This is a genomic window from Halorubrum tibetense (genome assembly GCF_042661865.1).
GTDB classification, from domain to species: Archaea; Halobacteriota; Halobacteria; order Halobacteriales; family Haloferacaceae; genus Halorubrum; species Halorubrum tibetense.
The window spans coordinates 1-26,468 of sequence record NZ_JBHSWW010000008.1 but is presented as its reverse complement, the minus strand read 5'-3'; the positions used below and the strand labels follow the sequence as shown (position 1 = coordinate 26,468).

At 65.3% G+C, this 26,468-nt stretch carries 25 protein-coding genes; 13 read left to right on the top strand and 12 right to left on the bottom strand.

What is annotated here, in order from left to right; all coding sequences use genetic code 11:
- The coding region (locus tag ACFQEU_RS01615) for a helix-turn-helix domain-containing protein (protein WP_379778561.1) at positions 1-142 on the top strand (142 nt) is incomplete at its 5' end.
- A gap of 79 nt (positions 143-221) precedes the next feature.
- Entirely contained in the window at positions 222-2,678 is a 2,457-nt protein-coding gene (locus tag ACFQEU_RS01610; protein ID WP_379778556.1) for a heavy metal translocating P-type ATPase, read from the top strand.
- Here ACFQEU_RS01610 and ACFQEU_RS01605 read toward each other — a convergent pair.
- The gene (locus tag ACFQEU_RS01605) at positions 2,668-4,071 is read right to left on the bottom strand and encodes a metallophosphoesterase (protein WP_379778554.1); all 1,404 of its coding nucleotides are present in this window, start codon (positions 4,069-4,071) and stop codon (positions 2,668-2,670) included. The two genes, ACFQEU_RS01610 and ACFQEU_RS01605, sit on opposite strands and share 11 nt — an antisense overlap.
- Before the next feature lie 237 nt (positions 4,072-4,308).
- Here ACFQEU_RS01605 and ACFQEU_RS01600 point away from each other — a divergent pair, with 237 nt between their 5' ends.
- From ACFQEU_RS01600 to ACFQEU_RS01590, 3 genes are all read left to right on the top strand, one after another.
- Positions 4,309-4,665 carry a DUF2209 family protein gene (locus ACFQEU_RS01600; protein WP_379778559.1) on the top strand — a complete coding sequence of 119 codons (357 nt, stop codon included), beginning with the start codon at positions 4,309-4,311 and terminating at the stop codon, positions 4,663-4,665.
- 68 nt (positions 4,666-4,733) lie between these two features.
- Positions 4,734-6,074 (top strand): GTPase HflX, encoded by a 1,341-nt coding sequence (hflX, locus tag ACFQEU_RS01595; RefSeq protein ID WP_379778558.1) that lies wholly within the window; start codon positions 4,734-4,736, stop codon positions 6,072-6,074.
- A 151-nt stretch (positions 6,075-6,225) separates the two neighbouring features.
- The gene (locus tag ACFQEU_RS01590) at positions 6,226-7,413 is read left to right on the top strand and encodes a CobW family GTP-binding protein (RefSeq protein WP_379778552.1); all 1,188 of its coding nucleotides are present in this window, start codon (positions 6,226-6,228) and stop codon (positions 7,411-7,413) included.
- A gap of 283 nt (positions 7,414-7,696) precedes the next feature.
- Here ACFQEU_RS01590 and ACFQEU_RS01585 read toward each other — a convergent pair whose 3' ends face one another.
- Both ACFQEU_RS01585 and ACFQEU_RS01580 read right to left on the bottom strand, forming a co-directional pair.
- The gene (locus ACFQEU_RS01585; protein WP_379778550.1) at positions 7,697-7,849 is read right to left on the bottom strand and encodes a hypothetical protein; all 153 of its coding nucleotides are present in this window, start codon (positions 7,847-7,849) and stop codon (positions 7,697-7,699) included.
- Positions 7,850-7,987: 138 nt separating this feature from the next.
- The gene (locus ACFQEU_RS01580) at positions 7,988-9,157 is read right to left on the bottom strand and encodes a glutathione-independent formaldehyde dehydrogenase (RefSeq protein WP_379778548.1); all 1,170 of its coding nucleotides are present in this window, start codon (positions 9,155-9,157) and stop codon (positions 7,988-7,990) included.
- 175 nt (positions 9,158-9,332) lie between these two features.
- Here ACFQEU_RS01580 and ACFQEU_RS01575 point away from each other — a divergent pair, with 175 nt between their 5' ends.
- Positions 9,333-9,500, top strand: coding sequence for a hypothetical protein (locus tag ACFQEU_RS01575; RefSeq protein WP_379778546.1), 168 nt, complete (start codon positions 9,333-9,335; stop codon positions 9,498-9,500).
- Positions 9,501-9,557: 57 nt separating this feature from the next.
- Here the strand turns inward: ACFQEU_RS01575 and ACFQEU_RS01570 are convergent, their stop codons facing one another.
- Positions 9,558-10,139: an HhH-GDP family DNA glycosylase gene (locus ACFQEU_RS01570; RefSeq protein WP_379778544.1), complete on the bottom strand. Its 582-nt coding sequence runs from the start codon at positions 10,137-10,139 to the stop codon at positions 9,558-9,560.
- A 208-nt stretch (positions 10,140-10,347) separates the two neighbouring features.
- Here ACFQEU_RS01570 and fdhF point away from each other — a divergent pair, with 208 nt between their 5' ends.
- Positions 10,348-12,486: a formate dehydrogenase subunit alpha gene (gene fdhF, locus ACFQEU_RS01565; protein WP_379778542.1), complete on the top strand. Its 2,139-nt coding sequence runs from the start codon at positions 10,348-10,350 to the stop codon at positions 12,484-12,486.
- 68 nt (positions 12,487-12,554) lie between these two features.
- Here fdhF and ACFQEU_RS01560 read toward each other — a convergent pair whose 3' ends face one another.
- From ACFQEU_RS01560 to ACFQEU_RS01550, 3 genes are read right to left on the bottom strand one after another with little or no spacing between them, the layout of a single operon-like run.
- A complete protein-coding gene (locus ACFQEU_RS01560) occupies positions 12,555-12,767 on the bottom strand; it encodes a hypothetical protein (RefSeq protein ID WP_379778540.1) in 213 nt (70 codons plus the stop codon).
- A 7-nt stretch (positions 12,768-12,774) separates the two neighbouring features.
- Positions 12,775-13,287, bottom strand: a complete 513-nt coding sequence (gene moaC, locus ACFQEU_RS01555; protein ID WP_379778538.1) for a cyclic pyranopterin monophosphate synthase MoaC — start codon at positions 13,285-13,287, stop codon at positions 12,775-12,777.
- On the bottom strand, positions 13,280-14,815 hold the full coding sequence (locus ACFQEU_RS01550) for an NAD(P)H-hydrate dehydratase (protein ID WP_379778536.1): 1,536 nt from the start codon (positions 14,813-14,815) through the stop codon (positions 13,280-13,282). Before ACFQEU_RS01550 ends, moaC begins: the two co-directional genes overlap by 8 nt.
- Before the next feature lie 98 nt (positions 14,816-14,913).
- Here ACFQEU_RS01550 and ACFQEU_RS01545 point away from each other — a divergent pair, with 98 nt between their 5' ends.
- Positions 14,914-15,495, top strand: a complete 582-nt coding sequence (locus ACFQEU_RS01545) for a DoxX family protein (protein WP_379778534.1) — start codon at positions 14,914-14,916, stop codon at positions 15,493-15,495.
- 21 nt (positions 15,496-15,516) lie between these two features.
- Here ACFQEU_RS01545 and ACFQEU_RS01540 read toward each other — a convergent pair whose 3' ends face one another.
- Positions 15,517-16,317 (bottom strand): Sir2 family NAD-dependent protein deacetylase, encoded by an 801-nt coding sequence (locus ACFQEU_RS01540; protein ID WP_379778532.1) that lies wholly within the window; start codon positions 16,315-16,317, stop codon positions 15,517-15,519.
- Positions 16,318-16,447: 130 nt separating this feature from the next.
- On the opposite strand from ACFQEU_RS01540, the gene ACFQEU_RS01535 reads away from it, so the two are divergent.
- The 5 genes from ACFQEU_RS01535 (at position 16,448) to ACFQEU_RS01515 (ending at position 22,694) form a co-directional block, all read left to right on the top strand.
- The gene (locus ACFQEU_RS01535; protein ID WP_379778530.1) at positions 16,448-17,278 is read left to right on the top strand and encodes an MBL fold metallo-hydrolase; all 831 of its coding nucleotides are present in this window, start codon (positions 16,448-16,450) and stop codon (positions 17,276-17,278) included.
- 104 nt (positions 17,279-17,382) lie between these two features.
- The gene (locus tag ACFQEU_RS01530) at positions 17,383-18,999 is read left to right on the top strand and encodes a coiled-coil domain-containing protein (RefSeq protein ID WP_379778528.1); all 1,617 of its coding nucleotides are present in this window, start codon (positions 17,383-17,385) and stop codon (positions 18,997-18,999) included.
- Positions 19,000-19,075: 76 nt separating this feature from the next.
- Positions 19,076-19,981, top strand: a complete 906-nt coding sequence (locus tag ACFQEU_RS01525) for a hypothetical protein (protein WP_379778527.1) — start codon at positions 19,076-19,078, stop codon at positions 19,979-19,981.
- Positions 19,982-21,271: 1,290 nt separating this feature from the next.
- Positions 21,272-21,652: a DUF5805 domain-containing protein gene (locus ACFQEU_RS01520; RefSeq protein WP_379778525.1), complete on the top strand. Its 381-nt coding sequence runs from the start codon at positions 21,272-21,274 to the stop codon at positions 21,650-21,652.
- Entirely contained in the window at positions 21,645-22,694 is a 1,050-nt protein-coding gene (locus ACFQEU_RS01515) for a tyrosine-type recombinase/integrase (RefSeq protein ID WP_379778523.1), read from the top strand. Before ACFQEU_RS01520 ends, ACFQEU_RS01515 begins: the two co-directional genes overlap by 8 nt.
- 158 nt (positions 22,695-22,852) lie before the next feature.
- Here the strand turns inward: ACFQEU_RS01515 and ACFQEU_RS01510 are convergent, their stop codons facing one another.
- From ACFQEU_RS01510 to ACFQEU_RS01495, 4 genes are all read right to left on the bottom strand, one after another.
- Positions 22,853-23,281 carry a universal stress protein gene (locus ACFQEU_RS01510; RefSeq protein ID WP_379778521.1) on the bottom strand — a complete coding sequence of 143 codons (429 nt, stop codon included), beginning with the start codon at positions 23,279-23,281 and terminating at the stop codon, positions 22,853-22,855.
- A gap of 64 nt (positions 23,282-23,345) precedes the next feature.
- Positions 23,346-24,209 carry an ABC transporter permease gene (locus tag ACFQEU_RS01505; RefSeq protein WP_379778519.1) on the bottom strand — a complete coding sequence of 288 codons (864 nt, stop codon included), beginning with the start codon at positions 24,207-24,209 and terminating at the stop codon, positions 23,346-23,348.
- Entirely contained in the window at positions 24,206-25,105 is a 900-nt protein-coding gene (locus ACFQEU_RS01500) for an ABC transporter ATP-binding protein (RefSeq protein WP_379778517.1), read from the bottom strand. Before ACFQEU_RS01500 ends, ACFQEU_RS01505 begins: the two co-directional genes overlap by 4 nt.
- On the bottom strand, positions 25,102-26,468 hold a 1,367-nt coding region (locus ACFQEU_RS01495), incomplete at its 5' end, for a right-handed parallel beta-helix repeat-containing protein (RefSeq protein WP_379778515.1). The genes ACFQEU_RS01500 and ACFQEU_RS01495, both read right to left, overlap by 4 nt.

Sequence of the window (26,468 nt, the reverse complement as noted above, 5' to 3'; positions counted from 1 at the left end):
GGTCGACGCCGACGAGCTGGCCGACCGGCTCGACGTCCCCCGGTCCACGCTCACGTACCGGCTCCGGCGCGCTGAGGCGGCCCTCGCCGAGCGACACGTCGAGCGCCGGTCACTCCTCGACGGGTCGTTCTCGAACCCGTGAACGGGATTGGGTATATCCACCCATACAGTTGGCATATTCCAATAAAGACGTAACCGGGTCGGGGCCGTAGTTCCCGGCAATGAGCGATCCGACGGGCGAACCGGGTGACGAGACGGCTACGCTCGCCGTAACCGTCCCCGAGATGGACTGTCCCTCCTGTGCCGCGAAAGTCGGCAAGGGACTTGACCGCCTCGACGGCGTCCTCGACGCCGACCTCCGGCCGACGAGCGGTATCGCGCGGATCACGTACGATCCCGATCGGGTCGGGAAGTCTGACCTGATCGCGGCGGTCGAGGGCACCGGATACGCCGTCGCGGATCGGTCGGATCGGACGAGTGAGTCGGCCGAAACGGGTGAGTCGGTCGGGACGGGTGAGTCGGCCGGGACGGATGAGTCGGCCGGGACGGATGAATCGGACACCTCTGGGAACGTGGCGGCTGGAAGCGAGCGGCCCGCCGTCGCCGAGCCCGCCGACGTCTGGCGGAGCGATCGCGCCGTCCGAACGTGGATCGGCGCGGCGTTCCTAGCCGTCGGACTCCTCCTCGAGTTCGTCCTCACCGGACTGAACTACGCGCTCGTGACGGTCGCCGGCTTTGGTGTTTCCGTCGCCGGCGGTGCGTTCCTCGTCGCGACCGTGACGAGCGGGATCCCCGTCGTCCGGAGCGGCTACTACTCCGCGCGCAACCGGAGTCTGGACATCGATCTCCTGATGGGGACGGCCATCGTCGCCGCGACGGCCATCGGACTGTTTATCGAGGCGGCGACCCTCGCCGTCCTGTTCAGCATCGCCGAGCTGCTCGAACGGTATGCGATGGACCGAACGCGCGACTCCCTCCGCGAGCTGTTGGAGCTCGCCCCGGAGGAAGCGACGGTGATCCGCGACGGCGGGGAGGTCACGGTGCCGATCGACGAGGTGAGTGTCGGCGAGCGCGTCGCCGTCCGACCGGGCGAGAAGCTCCCCGTCGACGGCGTGGTTCGGGAGGGTGCCTCGGCGGTCGATCAGTCGCCGATCACGGGCGAAAGTGTCCCCGTCGACAAGGCCGTCCGGGACGAGGTGTATGCGGGCACGTTCAACGAGACGGGGTATCTCGAAATCGAGGCGACGAGTGCGGCCGCGGAGTCGACGCTCTCGCGGATCATCGACCTCGTGCGCGAGGCAGGGGCGAAGTCGACCGACAAGGAGCAGTTCGTCGACCGGTTCGCCGGCTACTACACGCCCGTCGTCGTCGTCCTCGCGGTCGCGACCGCGTTCCTCCCGCCGCTTCTCGTCGACGGAACCGCGACACTCACGCTTGCGGGTGTCGAACACACGTTCGTCGGGGACCGGCTGACGTGGTTTGTTCGCGGGTTGACGCTGCTCGTTATCGCGTGTCCCTGCGCGTTCGTCATCTCCACGCCGGTCAGCGTCGCCTCCGGCGTCACTGCCGCTGCCCGCAACGGAGTCCTGATCAAAGGTGGCAACCACCTCGAAGCGATGGGCGACGTTGACGCGGTCGCGTTCGACAAGACCGGGACGCTCACCACTGGCGACCTGACGGTGACCGACGTCGTCCCGGCCGACGACGCGAGCGAGGCCGACGTGCTTCGCTATGCAGGGGCGCTCGAACGTCGAAGCGAACACCCGATAGCCGAGGCGATCCTCGCGCGGGTCGAGTCCGGCGATACCGAGGTCCCCGAAACGATCGGCTTCGAGAGCCTCACCGGAAAGGGTGTGACGGGTCGTGTCGACGGGGAGACGTACTACGCAGGCAATCCCGGCCTGTTCGGAGAGCTCGGCTTCGACTTCGACGTGCCCGATATCGACGGACACGGTACGTCCGAACGCACCGATGGCGGGGCCGTCGAACTCAACGGGCCGAACGCCGGACCGGACGCCGAATTCGGCCCGGAGACGATCGAGTCGCTCCAGCGCACGGGCAAGACCGTCGTGCTCGTCGGGACCGAGGACCGACTCGTCGGCGCGATCGCGATCGCCGACGCGGTCCGGCCGGAGGCGAAGCGTGCGATCGCGAACCTCCGCCGACTCGGAGTGTCGTCGATCGTGATGCTCACCGGGGACAACGAGGGGACCGCTCGCGCGGTCGCCGACGAGCTGGCGATCGACGAGTACCACGCCGAGCTGCTGCCCGGGGACAAGGTCGCCGCCGTCGAGGAACTGGAGGCGACCCACGGCTCGGTCGCGATGGTCGGCGACGGGATCAACGACGCGCCCGCGATGGCGAGTGCGACCGTCGCCGTCGCGATGGGCGCGGCCGGGACCGACACCGCGATCGAGACCGCCGACATCGCGTTGATGGGCGACGAGATCGAGAAGCTGCCGTATCTCTACGCGCTCTCGAACGAGGCGAACGACGTGATCCGGCAGAACGTCTGGAGCAGTCTCGGTGTGAAAGCGCTGCTCGCCGTCGGCGTCCCGTTCGGGTACGTGAGCGTCGCGGTTGCCGTCATCGTCGGCGATATGGGGATGAGCCTCGGCGTGACCGGGAACGCGATGCGGCTCTCACGGATGGAACCGGAGCGATACCTCACCGACTGAGGGAACGGTCAGGGTCCGGTTCGACGACATCGTCGGCGGGTGCCGCGTCGTCCGCAGCTGTCGCATCGTCCAGTGGATCCGCGTTGTCGCTGGCGTCCGAGTCCCCGATGACCGTCCGATCCGGGATATCGAGGTCGGGTTCGCGACCGACGGTGAACACCCGCTCAGTCAGCGTCAGCTCCTCCTCGGCCGGGCTCGGCTTCCCGATCGTCCGGTACTCGACCGCAACCCCGTCGGGCTCGTCAGCGATCCGGACGGTGCCGAGCTGGTAGGTGGGGTAAAACACCGGCGGTAACACGCCGATGATCCCGTCGCGACGGTGGAGGCGCTTGAGCCACGTCCCGGTGTTGACGAGGACGCCACCGTCGAGCTCCCGGACGGTCGGGCGGTGCGTGTGGCCGTAACAGAAGACGGCCACGTCGGGGTCCGCCTCGAACGTCTCCCGCGCGGCCGACTCGTACGGTCCCTCGGCGTCGACGGTCAGCGACGTCTCGAACACGCCGAACCGATCGATCGTGCGCCGCAGGTCCCGCCGGATGAAGTACAACGGAACCGCGACGAGCACCAATAGCGTGGTGACGACGACGTTGATCGCGAGCAGGAACCAGACCGCAGTCCCCGCGGTGCCGAACTGTCCGAGGAACGAAGTCGTGCGGTCGACGGGCATCGACCAGATCCCGGCGATGTCGAGCGCCGCGAGGACTGCGACCACGACGCTGACGTTGAACAACAACAGGAACGGGACTAGGGCGTATCGCAGAACCGGGTTCATCTCGCGGTAGAAGTATTTCGAGAAGAGCCATATCGGCATCCGCTCCGTCGGCGTCACCGCCTGTACGTCCTTTAGCCAGTTGTACCGGCCGCGATCGGAGAGCCGGCCCGCGCGGCTCGTGACGAGCGTGTTGTAGTAGTAGCCGAGCGGGGTCGCGTGCTCGTTCCCCCAGTCCTCGATCCGGTTGTTCGGGTCCCGCTGGTGGCCGTGTTCGAAGTGGACGACCCGATCGCCGACCCGTCGCCGCATCGACTCGTCTTGAACCAGGTCGACGTTGTACTCGGCGAACCGGTCGACGTACTCGTCGTAGGCGGCGAGCTCGTGGTCGTGATTCCCCGGGAGCAGCGTGATCGCGACGTTTTGGCCGGTCCGCCGCAGCTGCTCGAACAGCTCCGGATACGACGACTCCAGCTCGTCGAACTTCTCCATCCCCTCGACGGTGGTGAACTCCCAGAGACCGAACGCGTCACCGTTTATGACCAGTTCGGCGTTCTCCTCCGTGTCGGCGAGGCGTTCGAGGAACCCCAGCAGTTCGTCGAGGAACTCCACCTCCTCCAGTTGTTCGTCGCCGCCGATGTGGAGGTCGCTGATGACGTAGTACACGTCGGCGTCGTCTTCCATCGGTCCGTAGGTACCGTCGAGACGAGTTTAAAACCCCGCCTTCGACGATACTTCTCGACGAGTGGCCGGCTTCCAGGCGTTCCGCGAGCGATCTTCGGAACTCACGACATCGGGCCCGAACCTCGTAGGGACGCCCGCCGACAGCCCGGACGATTAAAAGCGATGGGACACGTATCAGTAGCATGGTTCGACATCGATTACGGGAGGTGGAGGATCCCCACCCCTGAGGTCGTCGGCGTGGATATCAGCGGCCGCCACGAGGAGGACGGCGAGTACCTGATGGTTGCGGCCGCGGTCCACGCGACGGTCGACTCGACTCGCATCCGCTCCGTGGAGGGGATCGGGTTCGCCAGCGTTCGCGAGGGGCCGGCGTTGGAGGCGACCGTCGCCCTCACCGCCGAGGCGGTCGGGAACCTCCCGGAGCCACCCGGTGGGCCGATCGTCGCCGAGGGCGGCGAGTTCTACGAGGAGCCCGCCGAGGTCGTCGGACTGAGCTTCCAGCCGGAGTTTAAATACGTCGAGAGCGTAGCCGAACGCGAAACAGTGCAGGCCGCACACCACGCCGCGTACGCCGCCCGGGAGCTGCTGTTATGACCGGCGGCGACCACGCGATCGACGAGACGAGCGACCCGTCAGACGGTGGGCGATCTCGCGACGGGGCCATGTCCGACCGAGAGGGGGGAGCGCCAGACCGCGACCCCGACGGCCGCCGTGCGGTGGTCGCGAAACGCGTCGACAGCGGTGAGGCTGACCTGAGTGAAATAACGCAGCTCGCGCGCGCCGCGGGCTACGAGGTCGTCGGCGAGCTCGCCCAGACCCGAACGGAGGACGCCGCGTTCATGTTCGGCGAGGGGAAAGTCGCGGAGCTGCGGGACCTGGTCCGCCGGACCGACGCGTCCGCCGTGATCGTCGACAACGACGTCGGCCCGTACCAGACGTTCAACATCGGCGGGGAGCTCCCCGAAGGCGTCGAAGTGATCGATCGATTCACGCTCATCCTCGAGATATTCGGCCAGCGCGCGAACACGCGGAAGGCACAGCTCCAGGTCGAGCTCGCGGAGCTGCGCTACGAGCTCCCCCGAGCCGAGGCGAAGGCGAGCCTCGCGAAGCGCGACGAGCGCCCCGGGTTCATGGGACTCGGCGAGTACGACGAGAGCGTCGAGCGCGACATCAAACGGCAGATATCCGAGATCCAGGAGGAGCTCGAGTCGATCGCCGAGAAGGAGCAGGCGCGCCGCGAGCAGCGGCGGGACTCCGGGTTCGATCTCGTCGCGCTCGCAGGATACACGAACGCGGGCAAGTCGACACTGATGCGCCAGCTGGCCGCCGAGCTCGACGTCGACGAGAACGCGAACCGACACCCCGACCTCGACCCGACAGCCGAGTCGCAGGACATGCTGTTCACGACGCTCGGCACGACCACCCGGCGGGCCGAGATGGAGAAACGCGACGTGCTGCTCACGGACACGGTCGGGTTCATCGCCGACCTCCCACACTGGCTCGTCGAGTCGTTCGAGTCGACGCTCGACTCCGTGTACCGGGCGGACCTCGTCCTCCTCGTCGTCGACGCGAGCGAACCCGTTCCGGAGATGCGCGAGAAACTCGTCACGAGCCACGATACGCTGTACGAGCGCAACGAAGCCCCCATCGTCACCGTGTTCAACAAGATCGACCGACTCGCACCGGGCGAGCTGGCCGACAAGCGGGCCGCGCTTTCCGGGCTCGCACCGGACCCAGTCGCCGTCTCCGCACGGACCGGCGCGGGTGTCGCCGAGCTGCGAGACCGCGTGGAATCGGAGCTTCCCGACTGGGAGCGCGAGCGACTGGTGGTTCCGGTCTCCGACGACGCGATGAGCCTCGTCTCGTGGATCCACGACCACGCCTATGTGGACGAGGAGACGTACGCCGACGACCACGTCACGGTCGCGTTCGAGGCCAAGCCGTCGATCGTCGCCCGCGCCCGGTCGAAGGCGGCGGAGCTGGTACCGGCCGGATCGACGTAGTGGGATCGGCCGCCCCGTCCACGGAAGTGGGTCGGCGATATCGAACCGGTGAACTCCCACAGGGACGCTGCGGGATCGACCCCACGAGGATCCGTGCTCAGATCTCACCCGATCGATCGTTTGATTTGTCCCCTATGTAACTACGTCACGTATGACACACGACGATCGGATACCCGTCACCGTTCTGAGTGGCTACCTCGGCGCCGGTAAGACGACGCTCGTGAACCACTTGCTCGCGAACCCGGGCGACCGGCGGATCGCGGTGATCCTCAACGACATGGGCGAGGTGAACGTCGACGCCGAGCTCGTCGCCCGCGAGAACGAGGCGGAGGGAGTCGTCGACCTTTCGAACGGCTGTATCTGCTGTCGGTTACAGGACGACCTGCTCACGGAAGCGACACGCCTCGCCGACTCCCGTGAGTTCGACTATCTGCTCGTGGAATCGTCGGGCATCTCCGAGCCGGTTCCGGTCGCCCGCGCGTTCCTAGAGGGAACTGAGGAGACGGAGGCCGACCCGACCGAGCGATTCCGCCTCGACACGATGGTGACCGTGCTCGACACGTATGGGTTCTGGAAGGAGTTCGATGCGGGCGAGGACCTTCCGGGAGGCGCGAACGTCGAGTCCGGTTCCGACCGCCCCCTTGCCGACGTGCTCGTCGAGGGTATCGAGTTCTGTGACGTGTTGTTGTTGAACAAGACCGATATGGTACCCGACGACGTGCTCGGTCGGATCGAGTCCGTTGCGGAGCGGCTCGGGCCGCGTGCGAAACGGATCCGAACGACCTACTCGGAGGTCGACCCCGACGAGGTGCTCGGGACGGGTCGGTTCGACTTCGACGCGGCGAAACGCTCGGCGGGCTGGAAGCGCGCGATAGCCGAGAGCGAGGGGACAGGGTCCAGGGACGCCGAGGACGAGGCGGCTCACGAGCACGGCGCGGGCCACGACCACGGCGACCATGAGGGTCACGACCACGACCACGCCGAAGGTGCGGCCGCCGCCCACGGCGTCGACTCGTTCGTGTATCGGTCCGACCGACCGTTCGATCCGGGCCCGTTCGTCGACTGGGTCGACGACTGGGACGGAGCCGTGATCCGCGCGAAAGGAGTCGCGTACGTCGTCGGCGCCGACGACGTGATCGGGCTCAGCCAGGCCGGACCCTCCGTACAGGCAGGACCGATCGGCGAGTGGGGGCCCGACGACACTCGCCGAACGCGGCTCGTGTTCATCGGTCAAGAGATGAACGAGCCGCGACTGCGTGAGGAGCTCGACGACCTCACGGTCGACGACGGCGGAACCATCGAGGACGATCGAACCGCCGCCGACGTGTTTCCGGTATAACTGGCATCGGTGAGTCACCGGACGCTCCAGAGCGACCCGGACCGGCCGGCGGGTCGGGTGTCCACGCCTCTCAGCTGCGTGAGCCCGCGTTCACGATCTGTTCCTGTCGGAACGCGTTGGTCCGGAACCGACGAGCCGCACGGTACGCCCGTTTGTGTCGTGACGCCCGCCCACGTCGTCGGCTCCAGGGAGCTCACGGGATCGTCTCCGGCAGGGGTTGGGCGTATCTGTGGACTTCTTATATACCATCAGCGTGCAACCGACCGCCGAGCGACTCGCCGTTTCAGATCCCGAGCTCCGCCTGGAGGTCGTCCCAGTCCTCGTGGAACCCGTGGGTCGACTCCGACTCCGTCGCGAACGCCGACTGGTACGTCTCGTCGTACTGCAGCAGCTCGCCCCAGCCGTCGTGAAACGCCCAGTTACAGTACTGGCACATAGTCGGTCGAACGCACCGATTAGTTATAAGGGTTGGCGGCCGGTTCCGGCGGTATCACGGGTGCTCGCGGTCGCTCGGCGGGAGTGTGGCATCAAGAGAACGTCGGAACGTGGGGCGTGGTCCCTGTGTGTCCCGTGACTACGGCTCGAGTAGGACTTTCGTGACCCCTTCCTCGCGGGCGTCGAACGCCTCGTACATCTCGGGCGCTTCCTCGAGGCTCACGCGGTGGGAGACGACCCAGCTGGGATCGGCACGCCCCTCGATGATCATGTCGCGCAGGTACCGGTTGTACGCTTTCACGTTACACTGGCCGGTCCCACATTTCAGGCCTTTCTCGAAGAACTTCCCGAAGTCGATGCCGAGACGACCCTGTGCCGCCATGTCGTCGGGCGCACCGGGGTCTTCGGGGACGTACAGACCGGGGACGCCGAGCTGTCCCGTCGGCCGGACGACGCGGATGAGGTTGTTGAGCACGACCGCCGGGTTCTCCTTGGCGGGGTCGTACGCGTAGTCCTCGGTGTTCTCGTCGACGTCGTCAGGGTCGGTCGCCTGATATCCGACGGCGTCGACGCCCTTGTCGACCATCCCGCCGTGTTCCTCGATGATCTGGTCTACCGGGTCGCCCTCGGAGAAGTCGATGGCGTGAGCGTCACAGTGCTCCTCGGCAAGCTCGAGTCGGCTCGGAACCTGGTCGACGACGTAGATCTCCGCCGCACCCTTGATCTTCGCGCTGTAGGCGGCCATCAGCCCCACCGGGCCTGCGCCGAAGACGGCGACCGACTCCCCCGGCTGGAGGTCCGCCAGCTCGGTGCCGTGCCAGCCCGTCGGGAAGATGTCCGCGAGCAGCGAGAACGCGTCCTCGTGTTCGCGGCCCTCCGGCAGTTTCAGGGCGTTGTGGTCCGCGTACGGGACGCGGAGTTTCTCGGCCTGTCCGCCGGGATACGGGCCCATGGCGACGTAGCCGTACGCCCCGCCGGCGAAGCCAGGGTTGACGTTGGTACAGAAGCCGGTGAACCCTTCCTCACAGTTCTGACAGAATCCACAGGAGACGTTGAACGGCATGACGACGCGGTCTCCTTCTTCCAAAGTGGATACCGCCTCTCCGACCTCGCTGACGATTCCCATGTTCTCGTGGCCGAAGACGATCCCCTCCTCGGCCGCGGTTCGTCCCTCGTACATGTGGAGGTCCGACCCACAGATACAGGAGGTCGTGATGTCCACGACCACGTCGTTCGGGTGCTGGATCTCCGGTTCTTCCACGTCCTCGACAGCGACCTCGTACGGTCCCTGATACACAACTGCTCTCATAGATGATCCGAGTTACCAATGTACATCATCTAGTGTAAATCTATTTACAAGTCAATTACCCTTAACAATTTTATAACGAATGATCACAATATTATGTAGCCAATGGGGGCGACGGGTTCAAGCGTCTCAGACGCGTGTGTGCTATGATGGCACGCAAGAGGAGTAGGGGACTGAGATGGTGACCTACCGTCGGGGTGGATACGTACAGGGTGCTGACGAGGCAGTCGAGCGGACGTGTGACCACTGTGAGTGGCACTGTGTCGCGGACTCGTATCCGGAGCTGATCCGAGCGTACCAACACCACCTCCGGGAAGCACACCCGAAGGCGTGGCTCCGCGTCTGATCCGGGTTCGTCGCTGAACTCCAACCGGGACCCAACGACTCGCTTCGGGTCAGCGACTCACTCCGGGTCTGTCGACGCCGCACCGTGTCGCCAGAGGAACATGTACACTTCCCACGGACCCACTCCGTAGCGGTCTGCGAGCACGTGACACGTATCGAGGAACGCTTCGTACTGCTCGATGTTGGGGGGATCCGGGTACGCCCCCTCCAGATCCGTCAGCGACTGCGCCGCCTGCCACGTTCGGCGGTCGACGACGACGAACACCTCCGGGTTGGCGAACGCGAGGAACGCCGACGCGATCGGGAAGTCGACACCCGGCAGCGATGTCAACGCGTCGACCGCCGATCCGAACTCGTCGCGGTCGGCTGCGACGGCCTCGTCGATCGCGTCCCGGACTGCCTCGAAATCGGCCCCTTCGAACCGCTCTTCCCGGTGGGTACGGTCGAACCCCGGTGGCTCCTCGCCCAGGTACCGACGGCCGAACCACCTGACGACCCACTGGGCGTCCCGGCGACCGTACTCACCTCGCCGAAACGCACGCGGGAGGCCCTCGATCGACTCCGACTCGACCGTGTACAGCGGCTCGGACGACCGGTACGCCTCGATCGCTGCCTCGACCTCGTCCGGAGAGAGCTCCATGCCGCTCCCGTCGCCCGCCGACCACCTAACGGTTCCGTGCGGATTCGATGGTTGCTATCGGAGCACCCTCCCTCCTCACCGTCGGGCCAGCGTGCCCACTCACCCGTCATCACCGGGCCGAAGCCCCGCCCCCCTCTATCACCGACACACTCATACAACCCGATCCATAGATCATGAGGTATGAGCACACACTCAGTGGGTGATCCGGATGTCAACTGAAGGCGAGGAGGCGGTCAAAACGATCTGCCCCTATTGCGGGGTCGGATGCGGGATCCAGATACAGCAGGGCGAGGATCGAGGTGACGTGAACTTCCGGCCGTGGGGTGACGCCCCGGTCAACGAGGGCCGGATCTGTATCAAAGGGGGAGCGGCGACCCAAGTCGTCGACCACGAGGACCGTCTCACGGAGCCGCTTATCAGGGGTGACGACGGCGAGTTCCGGGAGGCGACGTGGGAGGAAGCGTACTCGCGGATCGTCTCGGAGATAGAGCGGATCCGCGACCGACACGGTCCGGACGGGATGGGCTTTTTCGGCTCCTCGAAGACGATGAACGAGGAGAACTACCTCCTCCAGAAGCTCGCGCGCCGATACGGCACGAATCAGGTCGACAACTGCACGCGGATGTGTCACGCCTCCACCGTCTGGGCGCTTCGAACCAGTCTCGGACAGGGTGCGATGACCAACAGCATGGCGGACTTGGAGGAGTCGGCGGACGTGCTCTGGATCCAGGGCGCGAACCCCGGCGAGCAGCACCCGATAGCCAACAGCCAGTACTTCCGACAGGCAGTACTCGAGGGCGCGACCGTCATACAGGTCGACCCGCACGCGAACAAGACGACGCGTTCGTTCAAGATCGACGAGACGGAGCGACACCAACACCTTCAGTTGAACCCGGGCACCGACATCCCGCTCCTCAACATCGTCCTCAAAACGATCCTCGACGGTCACAAGGACGATCCGGACGCGGGATGGATCGACGAGGGGTTCATCGAGGAGCGGACGGAGGGGTTCGAGCACCTCAAGGAGACGCTCGCTGACTTCGACAAGGAGGCCGCCGCCGAGGAGTGCGGCGTGCCGTTAGCCGACATCGAGCTCGCCGCGGAGAAGTACGCGATGGCGAACAACGCCGCCATCTTCACCGGGATGGGGATGAGCCAGCACACCTGCGGGGTCGACAACGTCCAGAACGAGATCAACCTCGCGCTGATCACGGGGAATCTCGGCGAGCCGGGCACCGGGGTCAACCCGCTTCGCGGACAGAACAACGTTCAGGGAACGTGTGACGTGGGTGCGATGCCGAACGTGCTCCCCGGCTACCAGCTCGTCGACGACGACGAGGCCCGGCGATCGGTGGAGGAGGCGTGGGGCTTCGAGGTCCCCGACGAGCCCGGCCTCACGAACGTCGAGATCTCACATTCGATCGGCGACACCGTCCACGGGTTGTACGTAATGGGTGAAAACCCGATCATGAGCGAACCGGACGGCAACGAGACCGAGAAACGATTCAAGGAGGACCTCGAGTTCCTCTGCGTTCAGGACATCTTCATGACGAAGACCGCAAAGCTCGCCGACGTCGTCCTCCCGGCGACGACGTGGGCGGAACGTGGCGGCACCGTCACCAACACCGACCGGCGGGTCCAGCGGATGCGAGGCGTCGAGAAGGTTCACGAGAACACGAAACACGACCTCGACATCCTGATGGAGGTCGGAAGCCGCCTGTTCACCGAGGACGAGTTCCGCTTCGACGACGTCGAGGCCGTCTTCGAGGAGCTCCGCGATGTGTGTCCGATCTACCACGGGATGACCTACGACGCGCTCGGCGAGGAGGGACTCCAGTGGCCCTGCTACGAGGAGGGTGACGAGGGGGACCAGTTCCTCTACGAGGACACCTTCGACACCGAAAACGGACTGGGACGGATCGAGGGCGTCCGCCACCAGCCGCCCGCGGAGGTGCCGGACGAGGAATACCCGCTGATACTCACCACGGCCCGGCTGGAGGAGCACTACAACACGGGAACGATGAGCCGACGATCGCCGACGCTCTCGCGACAACACCCGGAGAACTTCGTCGACGTTCACCCGAACGACGCCGAACGCTACGGGATCGAGGAGGGGGACCTAGTGACGCTCAAATCGCGACGCGGCGAGATAGAGGTGAAAGCACAGGTGACCGAGGACATCAAGGAGGGAGTCGTCTGGACGACCCCGCACTTCGCGGCCGCCTCCGCGAATCGTCTCACGAACGACGTCCTCGACGAGCGCGCGAAGATCCCCGAGTACAAGGCCGCCGCCGCGGAGATCGCGGTAACCGTCGGCGGCGACGGCTCCGCCCCCGCGGACGACTGAGGGGGAATCGTCCTCTCGTGGCTGGATGCTCAGCCACGACTGGACGCGTGGCCATGGGGCCAGAGCGCCTACCTCGCTAGCTCGGACCCGACGGCAACGATGGCGAGTCCCAGCCAGACGGCCGACGCCGGCCCGGCCAAGTCGAGGTAGATACCGGCGGGGGAGCCGTCCGCGCTCCCGAACGGGAGCCCGATCAGCCAGCCGCCGAGCGCGACGAGGGCACAGCCGCCGAAACAGCCGACTCCGAGCAGGCCGAGGTCGTGGAAGACGGATCGATCCATGGGTCGCTCACCGATTCGGGTCGTCCGCCGGACGCTCCTTCCGTTTTTCCACCACCGCGACGTCCGTGATCCGTGTATCCGGGTAGCCGCCGTCGGCGTCCTTCTCCGCGGCTTTCACCATGTCCCAGACGACGTTGAGGCCGGTCGTCACGCCCTCCAACGCCTCCATCTCGCAGCCGGTCTTGCCGGTCGTCTCGACGGTGACCGTCAACGCAACGCGGTCGTCGTCGACCACGAACTCGGTGTCGACGTTCGTGATCGGGATCTGGTGACACATCGGGATCGTCTCCCACGTGTGTTTCACGGCCTGGATCGCCCCGACACGCGCGGTCGCGAGGACGTCTCCCTTTCCGATCTCGTCGCCACGGATCGCCTCGATCGTCGTGGGGGTCAGGCGGATCTCTCCATGTGCGACTGCTCGCCTGTCGGTGTCTGGTTTCGAGCCGACGTCGACCATCTGGACGTCGCCGTCGGCGGTCGTGTGAGTCAGCTCGTCGTCCGGAGCCGTGCCGTCACTCATCGTACAGCGCCTGCGGGAGCCGATCGATTAAATCCGTCGCCACGAGCCCGTTCCCGTTGGTCTCTGCGGCCGCGTCACCGGCGAGCCCCGTAACGTATGCGGCAGCGGCGGCGGCCGCGAACGGGTCGGTCCGGGCCGCGAGTGCTCCGGTCACACCGGCGAGAACGTCACCGGTGCCGCCGACGGTCATCCCCGGGTTTCCCGTCCGGTTGAGCCGGACATCGACCGGGCCGGTACGAGCGTCCGGGCCGGTACGAGCGTCCGAGTTAGATCCTTCGTTGGGACCGACAGCGCTCGAACGGCTCTGCCCCGCGATGACGTCGTACCGGCCTTTCACCAGCAGGGTGTGTCCGATCCCGGCCGCGAACGACCGAACCAGCTCCGCGCGTTCGTCCGGGTCTTCCGCGGTCTCTCCACCCATCTGACGGAGCTCGCCCTGATGAGGGGTGCAGATCAGCTGGGCGTCCGTATCGACGTCGGAGACGACGCGGAGCGCGTCGGCGTCGACGACCACTCGGCCCGAGTACGATTCGAGGAACCGACGGACAAGCGTGAGGGAGTCGTCAGCGTCGCCCATTCCTGGCCCGATCACGACGGCGTCTTGCGCCACCGCGAGGTCGAGGAGACGACCGAGATGGTCCGCGGTGAGGCGGTCGCCGGCGAGCCCGCGAACGATGAGGTCCGCCGAGTAGCCCTGTATCGCGTCGGCGACGGCAGTCGGGCACGCAACGCGGACGAGGTCCGCACCGGCCCGCAGTGCCGCTCGCGCGGAGAGAGACGGTGCACCGGTGTAGGGTCCGCCGCCGACGACGAGCACCTCGCCGTTGTCGCCCTTGTGCGAGTCCGGGTCCCGCCCGAGCCCGAGGAGGTCGCCGGGGCCGGTGTACCGTTCCGCTGCCGCCGGAATCCCGATGTCGGCCACGGTGAGTGTCGCGTCAAGCGCTCCGAGGCCGGGCTTCTCGTCGTGAAAAGTGACGACGTGGTCGGCGTCGACCGCGACACCGTCCGTTCCCCCGGTCGGTTGTCCCGTGTCGGCATCGATCCCCGTCGGCACGTCAACACTCACTATAGTCACTCCGGCGGCTGCGGCCGCGTTCAGACGCTCGACGGCGGTCCGCTCGGGCGCCCGAACGTTACCGGTGATCCCCGTGCCGAGAAGGGCGTCGACGACGACGTCCGCCGCGTTCAGACCGAGGTCTGAGCCAGCGACGTCAACGACGCTGTCCGCGGAGAGCTCGGCCGTTCGGAGCGCTTCCCAGTTCTCCCGAGCGATCGTCGTCCCGATCGATTCGGGACGTCCCAGCAACCGGACGGTCACGTCTCGCTCCTTCAGAAACCGGGCAGCGACGAACGCGTCACCGCCGTTGTTGCCACGTCCGCAGACGAGTGCCACTCGATCTCCCGGCTCCGAGACGGAGCGAACCACACGGGCGACGGCGTTACCCGAGGACTCCATCAGCTGTTTGCGCGGGACCCCGAGGGCTGCCGCATTGGCGTCGACGGCCGCCATCCGGTCGCTGGAGAGCATACGGACCGGTTCGCCGACACGAAAGATAAGCGTAGGGGCCCGATCTCACCAACAGTTATTTGATATATACTAGAGAACCGGCGCACGGTGGTGACATAATGTCGACACAACCGTCCGAACGGACGCTACAGGCAGAGCTGTTAGGTCGAAACGTCGAGTTCAATTACTCGGAGACGTGGTTGGCGTACTCGATGCTGGGACTCCGGGTCGTGATGGCGTGGGTGTTCCTTCAGGCTGGATTAGAGAAACTGCTGGAGGGCGGGATCGGGGACCCGCTGGCGTGGTCGTCGGCGGGGTTCCTCCAGAACGCGATCGCGGAGGCGAACCCGCTGAGCGGGCTGTTTGCCTGGTTCGCTAACTACGGGGCGATCGTCGACCCGCTCGTGATCTTCGGGCAGATCCTGATCGGGCTCGCGCTGCTGTTCGGCGTGTTCTTCCGCTTCGCTGCCCTGATGGGTGCGATCCAGATGTCGATGTTCTGGACCGCCGCATGGCAGGGCGGACTCATGCAAGGATTCCCCGTCGACCACGGTTACTTCGTCGACAGCTCGCTCGTCTACATGCTCCTGCTGTTCGGTCTCGGCGCGTGGGGTGCCGGCCGCATTCTCGGCGTCGACCGCGCACTCGAGGAAACCCAGTTCGTCCGGGCCAACCCGTGGGCCCGTTATTTCCTCGGGTGAGCCGATAATAACCGCTTACGCCTACTCCGAGAATTTCTTCGGGCCGACAGCGTCCGCGTCTTCGCCGAGCACCCGCACCGCTAACGACGGCAGCAGATCCGTCAGGTCCGCACGAAACGTGTAGTCGGCGGTGTCGACGTAGCGCGTCGGCTCGAAGTTGACGACGGCAAGCTCGCCGTCCACGAGTCCCGGTAGCGACGCGGCCGGGTCGACGGTCAGCGACGATCCGGCGACGAGGAAGAGATCACTCTCGGTAGCGTGCCGTCGTGCCCGTCGGTGTGCGTACGCCGGCAGGGGTTCCCCGAAGAGAACGACCGCCGGCTTATACACGCCGCCGCAGTCACAGGTCGGTGGGCGTTCGCCGCCACGAACCCGTTCGCGGACCGGCCCGGCCGCCGCGGTGTCGCCACACTGGGCACACTCCACGCGAGCGTTCGTGCCGTGTAGCTCGATGACTTCGGTCGTTCCGGCCGCGGCGTGAAGCCCGTCAGTGTTCTGGGTGATAACCCCGTCGAGGACCCCCGCGTCCGAGAGCGCCGCCAGCGCGTAGTGTGCCGGGTTCGGCGAGGCACCGCCCGGTGGACGCATCCGCTCCGCCAGCGCCACTCGGTCTACCCAGAACCCCGCAGGGTCCCGGCGGAACCGGGAAACGTGGAAGTCCGCCTCCTCGAACGCGTCCCCCCAGATCCCGTCGTCGCCGCGAAAGGTCGGGATCCCGGACGCAGCCGAGAGTCCGGCACCAGTCAGCACACTCACGCGGTCGGCATCGCGGATCGCGGTCGCGAGCTCGCTGAGCGTGTCGTCCTGTTCGTGATCAGTCATGGCGAGTTTACTGCGTTGATATAGCAGTCGGAGATTGATAAGTCCGAGACGAGTCGTCTCTCTCGCTGTTGGTGATCGTGACCGGTCCGACTCCGCAACGGTTACGGTGTGAGCCGAGACAGCTCCGGACATGATGACATCCGATTGGGGAACGTGGCTACCGCGCGCGGTCGCGGAGGCTGACCCCGACACGGTTTCGCTGTGGTATCTGGGCTGTAACGGGTTCGTGATCAAGGGTCGCGAGGGGACCGTTCTCTGGATCGATCCGTACGTCGGGACGGGAGACCCACCGAGGACGATCCGGATGATCCCGGTCCCGTTTGACCCAGTAGATGTGGACGCTGCCGATGCGGTGTTGGCGACGCACGAACACACCGATCACGTCCACGGCCCCTCACAGGCCCCGATACTCGCGAACACGGACGCGGAGTTCGTTGCACCGGACGATTCGCTCGCGGTCGCGCGCGAGGAATCGTGGACTGAGGAGTGGGACGTCGATGACGAACAGCTCCTCGAAGTGACTGAAGGAGACGAACTCCGGGTGGGGGAGTTCACGATTCACGTGGTCGAGGTACACGACGCGGACGCGACCCACCCCGTCGGCTACGTCATTGAACATCCAACTGGGACGGTGTTCCACGCGGGCGACAGCAAACCGTCCTCGACGTTCGGAGAGCTCGCGGCCGAATACGACATCGATCTGGGGATCCTCGCGTTCGGTTCCGTCGGGACGATCCCGGACAAAGAGACCGGAGAACCGGTTCGAACCAAGTGGTACAGCGACGAGAACGAGATCGTCTCGGCCGCGAGTGATCTCGAACTCGACCGCCTCGTTCCGACCCACTGGGACATGTGGAAAGGGCTCACCGCGGACCCGACGGCGCTCCACGAGCACGTCCGGAGCTTCGAGCATCCCCAGCGGTTGGAGATCGTGGAGATCGGCGACCGGATCGAGTTGTAAGGGTCGGTCACCGGCTGTGGGACGCCGGTTCCGGCCGATCGTCCCGTTATCGGTGTTGAGAGATCGCCCGTGGAATTTAAGCCCGTGCTTACGGAGGTTTCCGTATGAACGAACGGACGGCGGAGGCGACAACGACCGTCGACGAGGACGGGATCCGAGTGGAGAAGTCCTTTACCGACGACGCGTTTCCGGTACCTGCGGTGATGTACGACCTCGCTTCGAACCGCGAGGACGCGGTTCGGGTCCGGATCGTCGACCGGATCCCGGAGTCGTTCCCGATGGACCGGATCGGCTTCCACCCGGACTACGAGAGCGAGAACTGGACCGCGTACAAGGACCATCGTGTCGAGTTCGAACGGGTGCTCGAACCCGGGGAATCGGTCGAGACAGTGTTCGGTATCCGCGACGACGACCCGGATCTCGAGACGTTCCTCGGCGCGCCGGTCATCGAACACGTCCCTGTCGGCGAGGAGATCGAAGACGTGCTCGGAGCCGGCGAGACCGACGCCGTCAGAGAAGTCCTCTCCGGCGACCGTGCAACCCTTCCCGGAATGGAGCGTGAGGCGGTCGGGACCGACGAGAGCGGTGAGGCGACCGACGAGAGTGACGAGCTGGGCGAGAGCGACCCCGTCGATCAGGACGGGATCGCCCCCGAAGACGAGGATGTCCCGACTCCCCGAGCGGTCGGTGGCGGGACGGTCTCCGCCGTGACGCGCCGTGACGACGCGTCCGATACCCAGTCAGAAGAAGCGGACGTGCCGACCGAAGACAGGGCAGCGGAGCCGGAAGTGGCGTCCGACAACGAACCCGAAGCAGCGGCCGGAGGGGACGACCCCGCCGCCGGAACGTCGGCGGGCGGCGTCGCGTCGACACTCGCCGAGGAGATCCGATCCGGGGCGGTCGACGACGCGGATCTGGCGGTCCTTCGTTCGGAGCTCGACATCGGCGGCGTCCCACGATCGGTTGATGTCCGTATCAGTCGGCTTCAGTCGAGCGTCGCCGATATCGAAGCGTACGCCGACGCCCTCGCGGAGTTTATCGACGAAGAGGGAACCGCACGCGAGATCCTCGACGGCCTCGACGAGCGGGTAGCGGACGTCGAAACGGAACTCAGTTCGGTAGATGACCGAGTCTCCGCGGGCGAGCGCGCACACGGAGAGCTCGCCGGCGAGGTCGAACGAGTCGAGGGATCGGTCGAGGAGATGTCCTCCACTGTGGACGATGTCGAAGGATCGGTCGACGCCGTCTCCGAGGAGGTCTCGACGCTCCACGAGGATGTCGACGGCGTCCGATCGACCGTGGAAAGAGTGGAGACAGACGTGTCGGAGGTCGAGGAGACGGTACACGAGACGAAGGAGACGGTCGGGGGCGTCGTCGAGGACGTTGCGGGTGTCGAAAGCGACCTGTCGGTGCTCGACGACACGGTGGATGACCTCGGTGACGATATCGAAACCCTCTACGAGTCGGTCGACGACGCGGCCGCGGTCGCCGACCGGGCGGATGGTCGGGTCGACGACGTGGAAGACCGGCTGGGTCGGTTCGACGAGGAGTTCGACGATGTCTGGGACGATCTCGCCGAAGTGGACACACGCCTGACGGATATCGAAAGTCGCCTCGGCGACGACCTCGAAGATGTCGATGCGGAGTTAACCGAGATACAGGACCACCTCGAGGAGCTGGAGGCGTTCCGGGAACGGCTCAACGAAGCGTTCGGGCCCTGATCGGATCGTCGAGTGCGCGCACAGAGCACCGGACCGAAGCGCAACCCGTTTTACCGACGGTCGCCCACGTCGGGTAATGACCGATCCGTTACCCGTCGCTGTTCCGCGGAAGGGTCGCCCGCTCGAAGCCGTGCTCGAACGGCTCGCGGATGTCGGCGGAACGGACGAGCTGGCGTCGCTCGCGGACACCGTGAGCAACACGCTACGGTACGAGAAGGCGGTGACGAAGAACGCGGTCGAGGCGGATCACGGCCCATACGAACGGCTTGCGACGTACTCGGACCCGGCGGACCCGGCCAACCCGGAGTTCACGCTACTCCGAGACGATCGGCCGGGAAAGCCTCGCCGGATCGTCTTCGACTCGGCGACAGTACGCGTCCGCGACGTAGACTTCAGGCTTGTCGGGCGAGAGGAACCGTTCCGGGCGCTTCGAACCCACGAGTTCGCGCTCGGTTTCGACTCCGCCGATCTGGTCTTAGAGGAAGTCGTCGGGATCCGTCCGAGCGGCCTCTCAGGACTCGCGGACGTGAACGACCGGATCGATCCCATGGACACGGACGTTCGGGTCGTAAGTGGGCTCGGGGATACGGTGTACCACACGCTGCTGGCGGCTCCGGAGGTACTGCCGGCAGGCACTGCGCTGGATCGAACGTTTCTCGACGCGTACGATGGACCGCTGTGTATCTCCGCTCGGTACGAGCGGCTCGTCACGGCGGTACTCGGAACGGATCTCCTCGAAGACGTCGAGTTCGTGTATCCCGCTTCGGAAACGTCGGAAGAGGCAGCTATCGCCGAGACCGGGATCGGCGTGTACCTGACGGTAAGCGGATCGACGGCTCGGGATCACGGCTTGGAGTTGGGTGAACACCTTTTCCCCAGCGAAACCGTCGTTATGCGGAACACCGCGGAAGACCACCCTGGAATCGAGCGTGCGTTAGCCGTCTTCGAAGGGATCGGCACCGATTCCGAAATCCCTGTCTAAGCAGCGCTTCAGTCAGATTCGGACGGTTTCATCTCGATCAGTCTGCAGAGTTTTCCATATAGCGAATTGTGATTTATCAGATCGGGTTCGGACAGTATTATGTTGTGTAAAGTATAACAGATTTGTACCAGGTCGCCTCAGCCGAGATGTTCGAAACGGCATCGCTCTCACGCCTACGGAGGTCGTATGTTCGTTTGACGAACCCAAGGGGCGAGGAGTCGGCGAGTCACTAGGTGAAGGCCTTCAGTTACTGAGAAGCACGAGGGATCGGGCCTCACCAGTGTACCGAACCGAAACCGGCGTAGCACTCTCTAATGGCGATGGCAAACGTCTCTAAACTCGTTCGCCCGTACAGCATCTCTGTCGTCGAACGGCAGTGAACAGCAGTTCGCGGTCCGAAATACACCGTTAGACACGGTTCGAGAAGCGATCGAGACCGTCCGGCCTACGTATTCGGTCGGTTGAGCCGTGAATCGTGGGATACTGGTGGTCTCCAGCTGATCCTCGACGGTGACCCGTCTATTGCAAGCGATCAATGCGCGTCGAACATCCGACTCTGTACAACGTTCTTCCGTAGGAGTTCGTTGATACGGCTCCTACACACAGATAGCGAAAGCAATCAACGCGTAGAACGGTTCACGGAGCTATTCTCGGATCGTCGGAGTCACACTAGGATCGCAAGACAGCTCCCCACAGCGTGCTACACATGAACGTCCGTACCGTATCCGATCGGTAGTGAGTAAGACTCGCCCGAGCAGTGTACTTCCGCATTCATTGACGCTATCGAGTCGCTATGACGAGACCAACGTAGAGAGCCCGCGATCTGGACCAACGGTTAGCGCCCTCGTATCCCCGTTCGCAGGTCATCGATCCGATGTCTCGCTGTGTTAAGGCGGTATCGCACGAGTACGGACGCTTCCGTGCCCCGGACCCGTCAATATAAACACGGGGAGCGTTAACGGGGATCAATTGTCACACGGTCTGTGGGCGGGAAGGGAGAGGCCGAGGGCCGGGAAGGATTCATGAACTGAGTACGACTACTCTCTTTCCTACGTCCAACACCGACCACCTGAAACTACCTGATCTAGGAAGCGAACGTGTCGTACGCCGAGCCTCGCGACCGATAATTAATATCTTGTATTAGGGTACTACATAGTGGATTTAGCAGGTATAGAATTTGAGATATGCAAGTATTTTCCCGGGGAGTATAGACCTTGAATCCAGTATAAGTGACCTTATCCCGGAATATGGGACAGATTGAAGTCCACGGCGGGAGAGCACTGAGACGAGATGAGCGACGAACGTCGGTCGGTGAAAACGTACGTGCCCGCCGAACAGAAACAGCGGTGGCAGCGACACGCCGACGATCTCGGGATGTCACAGAGCGAGTTTGTCAGAACGATGGTACAAGCCGGGAGACGCGGGTTTACGTTCGAAGACGAGGATAGCCCTTCGGAGGCATCTCCTGAGGGGTCTAACCCTGGGGGTCACGGGCTCGAAAGCCGGATCGAATCGGCACTATCCGACCGACCGTGCTCTTGGGAGGAGCTCGTCGATGCAGTGTTCGATGACTTCGAGGACCAGCTCGAGGAGACGCTCGAATCGCTCCAAGACGACAACCGCGTCCGTTACAACGGACGGCGGGGAGGGTACACGCTCGTCGATGAGTAGATCAGCCGCTGTCGACCCGGCGGATCCGGTCGGCTACTTCATCGAGGACCTGACGTATCACGGCAAGACAGAGCGGACGAGAGAGTCGTACGAGCGGGTTCTCAGGCGGTTCGAGGCGTTCCTCCCAGAACGGACTTCACCGAAAACGGCGACGCACAGGGACTGTATGGCGTTCGTTCATTCGCTTCGAGGGGATGTCGCGGAGAGTACGGTTGCAACGTACGCGGCGTATCTGCATCGGTTTTACGGGTATATGACTGAGGTCGGTGCGTTCGACGGGAATCCGATGACACTCGTGATGGAGGAGATGGACGAAACCGTGGACAAAGACCCCGCTCGTCGGGATATTCCGATCCCAGCGATGAGGGAGTTCGTGAGGGGGATCACCCATCCGTTACACCGTGCGATCGTCTGTACGCTGTTGAAAACGGGGATGCGGGTCGGCGAGCTTTGCAACCTCGATATACGGGACCTGACTATCACGGATCCGGAGATCGAAGCGTTGTACGAGCTCGGAACGCGCCCGGCACTGGCGGATCGGCCGAACTCGCTGTACGTAACGCCCGACGCAAGTGTCGGTGAGGAGCTGAACGGCGAGGTTCGGACGGCCTCAAACAAGCGAAAGCGAGCGACGGTCATTCCCGTCGACGACGAGCTCGCGTCGGTGTTGAAACGCTGGCTCGCTATACGTCCCGATACGCTATCGCCGGCGGAGCCGCTGTTCGTCGGTACGGCTGAGGGGTGGGGCGAACGGATCGAACCGCAGTCGGTTCGTCATATCGTCGAACAGTACGCCCGAGAGACGGGGTGGTATCGGACCGGAGGTGGCGCGGGTGAGAACGTTACACCCCACTACTTCCGCCACTTCTTCACGACGCATCTCAGGGATAGAACGGGTGATCGCGGCGTTGTGAAGTACTTACGCGGCGATGTCGCCGACGACGTGATCGACACATACACACACAACTGGGGCGACCAAGTGCGAGAGGCGTACGAGGCGAGTGTCTATCGACTGCTGGATGGCCGCTCACCACGTGTCTAAGTAGTCTCAGCGCTCACGACGAGATCTGTCGGTACTGAAACGACGGATACCTGTCTCGCACCGATCTTATAAATCGTATAGCGCAATATAGAATAAGGCATCACGCATGGAGAACGCACGGCGAAATAACCACCGAGAAATAGAACGAGCTCGGCCGCTCACTTCACGAGCGTCGTCGGCACGTCCGTCTTCCGGACGACCGCCTCCGCGACGCTGCCGATCAATACCCTTGAAAGGCCCTCGCGGCCGTGAGTTCCCATCACGACGTGATCGAACTCCCCCGCTTCGGCGTACTCGACGAGTCGGCGATCCGTTTCGCCGAGCAGGTACGTCACGGTGAGGTCCCTGTCTCCGGCAAGGTCGCGGATCGCCTCGAACACCGCACGGGCGGTCTCGTCACCGACCTCGCCGAGGTCGTCGGGGTCCGCATCGTACACTTCGCTCGCGTTTGCGGGGAGCATGTCGATCTCGGGATACGCGACGTGAACGACGGTTATCCGTGCGTCGGGGAAGGTGTCTAGCGCATACGCGAGCGATTCGCGGCCGAGGGGTGAGTCGTCCATCGCGACGAGGATTCGTTCCGGCATACACGAGCTACCGAGGCAACCGCTATAACAGCTCTTCTGGCGTCAGGTAAGAACGACTGTCGAATCATGACGGGAGCCGCCTCCGAAGTCGCTCGAAGGTGGCGTCGATCCGGCGTCCGTACGCGATCGAGGCTATCGCGACGGCGAGCCCGCCGAGGGTCCACCCAACCAAGGCGAAGAGCGCCCGTCCGGTGTCCACGAACCCGCTGTCGGCCGCGAACGCCACGCTGACGACGTGTTCGAGGACCAGTCCTCGAAACGCGCCGTTCGGCGTCGATGCGACCGCACCGGACAGCGTCGCCGCGGCACCCTCCACGGACAACGACCGCAGCACAGCGAGATCGCCACCGAGGACGCCGCCGAGTACGACCAGTGCTGCCAGCGCCAGAGCGGATCGTCGCCCGGATGTTAGCGACGAAATCGCGGCCGCGATCGCGAGGTACGCGCTGCCGAACACGAGGACGAACGCAACGAACCGGACGTACAGCGCCGGGGAATCGACGCCCGGATGAGTCGCGTAGATCCCGGTGTCGGGGCTGGCCGTCAACCAGACGTATCCGCCGACGAGCGCCAGGGGGACGCCGACGAGTGCCACCAGCGCCACCGCCCGGGCCAGCACGACCCCGAGAACGTACGCCGTCGTTCCGACGGGATACGTCCGGATCACCGCGAGCTCGCCACTCACGGTGTCTGCGAGCAGCGCCCGGTATCCGAGGACGGCCGCGATCAGCGGGACGATCACTTCGACTGGTAACAGGAGGTCGACCACGGCCGGGACGACGCCCGTCGCCCCGCCCCCACCGATAACCGTGATCCCGGCGAACACCGCGAGCGCCCCGACGCCCAACACGACGTACCCCGGTGTCCGGGCGACCGTCGCCAGCTCCCGGCGGAACACCGTCGTGAACGCGCGCACCGACGCTCTCATTCCGACACCCCCGTGACGTGTACCGCCCGTTCGTCCGGGGCGTCGCCCGCCGACTCGCTGTCAGTCCCATGGATCGCCGCGCGATAGAGCCCCTCGACCGAGTCGACGTCGTACTCTGCATACAGCGACCCGATCGGCCCGGCAGCGACGACGGTACCGCGGTCGAGCACGACGGCGCGGTCGGCGTACCGATCGACGAGGTCGAGGTCGTGTGAGCTGACCACGACGGCGGTACCGCCGGCCGCGTTCTCGGCCGCGAGGCGGAAGGCACGCTCCCGCATCCCGGGATCGAGGCCCGAAGCCGGCTCGTCGAGGACGACGAGCGGCGGGTCGCCTATCGTCGCCTGAGCGATCCCCAACAGCCGACGCATCCCGCCGGAGAGGGCACCCACGCGCCGATCGGAGGCGTCCTTCAGACCGACGGATTCGAGGGCCGCGTCCGGATCGTCGCCGACCAATCGGGCGTAGAACGCGAGCGTTTCGCGGGCCGTGAACGACTCGCGGAACGGAACGCGTTGCGGGAGGTACCCGACCCGTCGAACGAGGCTCGGTTCGACGGCGGAGTCCCCGAGTTCGGCCCCTCTGTCGTCGGTCTCTGTCGGGCGATCCACCGCTCCGTCGACGGGGAGGGTCACCTCAGCGAGCGTGCCGAGGAGCGTCGACTTCCCCGATCCGTTCGGTCCCACGACCGCCGTGACCCCGGGTCGGATCGATAGGGAGACATCGTCGAGCACGACGATCCCACCGTACGTCCGGGTAACACCATCGAGCGTGGCGACGGGGGTGGGTTCGGTCGTTCCGTCCCGGCCACGATCCCCCTCAGCGTGCCGTCCGTTCCCAGCCTCGCTCTGCCGTCCGTGCCCCGCTTCGTCCGGGGTCGTATGTGCGTCCGTCATGGGTCGTCGTCAGTGTTGCTTCGTTCCAGCAGTTCGTTCCGCCAGTCGGGATGGACCGGCCCGCCGCCGTCGCGAACGGTCCGGATCCGATCGGGGTCGTACGGGTCGCTGGCCGGGCTCGGATCGATGATGCTCCCGGAACGTGCGCCCGGAACGGTACCGAGGAGCCGGTCAAGCAGGCGTACCGCCGGGGACTCGGCGAGGGTCGTCGCCGCCGGCTCGCGATGGAACGCCGCGTCGACCGGAGAGGTCGGCTGGTAGGCCCGGTCGGTCGCACGGAACCCGGCGTCGGCACCCTCCCAGTAGTTGCCCCGGTCCCCGTCGGCCCAGATGCGGAGCGGCCCCGCGCCCGCGCCGGCGTGTTCGTCGTTGCCGACGAAGTCGTTGGCGACGACACGGCTCGACGGGACGACCGTTGTCGCCCGCGCTCCCGCCTCGTTGTCGACGAGAACGTTGTGTTCGTACAGCGAGCTGCGGGAGCTCGTCGAGAAGCCGAGGGAATTGTTCGCGAGGGTGTTGTAGCCGACGTAGGTCCGGGTGCCGGACGCCTGGATCCCGGCCGGGGAATCCCGAACGTCGTTCCCGACGATAGCGTTCCCCTCCGGGCGAGTCATCACCGTGATACCGCCGTACACCGACTCCCTCGCGACGTTGTCGGCGATTAGCGTGTTCCCGGTGTACATCAGGTGAACGCCGTAGCGGTTCCCGAGGAATGTCGAGTTCCGGACGACCGAACCGTCGGCGCGGTGGAGGTAGATCCCGTCACGTCCGTCCTCGAACCGGGAGTCGGTGACCGTCACCCGGGACTCCATCCCGACGACGCCCATAAACCCGTCACGCCACGAGTCGGCCCCGCGGACGTGGACTCCTCGGAGCGTCGCGTCGGACCCCGACCGCAACAACACTCCGCTGGCGTTCGTCTCGATGGTGACGTCGTCGACGACGAGACCCGGGGCGTCGATGGCGGACACGCCGGCGTCGCCGTGGCCGTACCCGAGTTGGACGTTCGTGTCCCAGTCCCCGTCTTCGTCCGCGGGGCCACCGACGGCGTCTGGGTCTCGCGTCTCATTCCCGGTCCCGGCCAGCGAGAGCCCGACAAGCCCGACGTCAGGCGCTCGAACCTCGATCACCGACCCGGTCCCGTTGCCGCGGACGGTCGCGTCCTCACCGACGACCGTCACCGGTTCGTCGATGACGAGGGTCTCCTCGTACACGCCCGGGGGAACTCGAACTGTCCCACCCGCCGGGGCGGCGTCGACGGCCGCCTCGATCGTTGGCGCGTCCTCGCCGACGACCACCTTCGGACCGGGCCGGTCGATCCGGTCGAGGGCGGACGCGATCCGGTCGTCGGCCGCGACCCAGC

Coding starts and splice junctions, on each gene's coding strand:
- ACFQEU_RS01610 (WP_379778556.1), top strand. CDS start 222: ATGAGCGATCCGACGGGCGAACCGGGTGACGAGACGGCTACGCTCGCC.
- ACFQEU_RS01605 (WP_379778554.1), bottom strand. CDS start 4,071: ATGGAAGACGACGCCGACGTGTACTACGTCATCAGCGACCTCCACATC.
- hflX (WP_379778558.1), top strand. CDS start 4,734: ATGTCCGACCGAGAGGGGGGAGCGCCAGACCGCGACCCCGACGGCCGC.
- ACFQEU_RS01590 (WP_379778552.1), top strand. CDS start 6,226: ATGACACACGACGATCGGATACCCGTCACCGTTCTGAGTGGCTACCTC.
- ACFQEU_RS01585 (WP_379778550.1), bottom strand. CDS start 7,849: ATGTGCCAGTACTGTAACTGGGCGTTTCACGACGGCTGGGGCGAGCTG.
- ACFQEU_RS01580 (WP_379778548.1), bottom strand. CDS start 9,157: ATGAGAGCAGTTGTGTATCAGGGACCGTACGAGGTCGCTGTCGAGGAC.
- ACFQEU_RS01575 (WP_379778546.1), top strand. CDS start 9,333: ATGGTGACCTACCGTCGGGGTGGATACGTACAGGGTGCTGACGAGGCA.
- ACFQEU_RS01570 (WP_379778544.1), bottom strand. CDS start 10,139: ATGGAGCTCTCTCCGGACGAGGTCGAGGCAGCGATCGAGGCGTACCGG.
- fdhF (WP_379778542.1), top strand. CDS start 10,348: ATGTCAACTGAAGGCGAGGAGGCGGTCAAAACGATCTGCCCCTATTGC.
- ACFQEU_RS01560 (WP_379778540.1), bottom strand. CDS start 12,767: ATGGATCGATCCGTCTTCCACGACCTCGGCCTGCTCGGAGTCGGCTGT.
- moaC (WP_379778538.1), bottom strand. CDS start 13,287: ATGAGTGACGGCACGGCTCCGGACGACGAGCTGACTCACACGACCGCC.
- ACFQEU_RS01550 (WP_379778536.1), bottom strand. CDS start 14,815: ATGCTCTCCAGCGACCGGATGGCGGCCGTCGACGCCAATGCGGCAGCC.
- ACFQEU_RS01545 (WP_379778534.1), top strand. CDS start 14,914: ATGTCGACACAACCGTCCGAACGGACGCTACAGGCAGAGCTGTTAGGT.
- ACFQEU_RS01540 (WP_379778532.1), bottom strand. CDS start 16,317: ATGACTGATCACGAACAGGACGACACGCTCAGCGAGCTCGCGACCGCG.
- ACFQEU_RS01535 (WP_379778530.1), top strand. CDS start 16,448: ATGATGACATCCGATTGGGGAACGTGGCTACCGCGCGCGGTCGCGGAG.
- ACFQEU_RS01530 (WP_379778528.1), top strand. CDS start 17,383: ATGAACGAACGGACGGCGGAGGCGACAACGACCGTCGACGAGGACGGG.
- ACFQEU_RS01525 (WP_379778527.1), top strand. CDS start 19,076: ATGACCGATCCGTTACCCGTCGCTGTTCCGCGGAAGGGTCGCCCGCTC.
- ACFQEU_RS01520 (WP_379778525.1), top strand. CDS start 21,272: ATGAGCGACGAACGTCGGTCGGTGAAAACGTACGTGCCCGCCGAACAG.
- ACFQEU_RS01515 (WP_379778523.1), top strand. CDS start 21,645: ATGAGTAGATCAGCCGCTGTCGACCCGGCGGATCCGGTCGGCTACTTC.
- ACFQEU_RS01510 (WP_379778521.1), bottom strand. CDS start 23,281: ATGCCGGAACGAATCCTCGTCGCGATGGACGACTCACCCCTCGGCCGC.
- ACFQEU_RS01505 (WP_379778519.1), bottom strand. CDS start 24,209: ATGAGAGCGTCGGTGCGCGCGTTCACGACGGTGTTCCGCCGGGAGCTG.
- ACFQEU_RS01500 (WP_379778517.1), bottom strand. CDS start 25,105: ATGACGGACGCACATACGACCCCGGACGAAGCGGGGCACGGACGGCAG.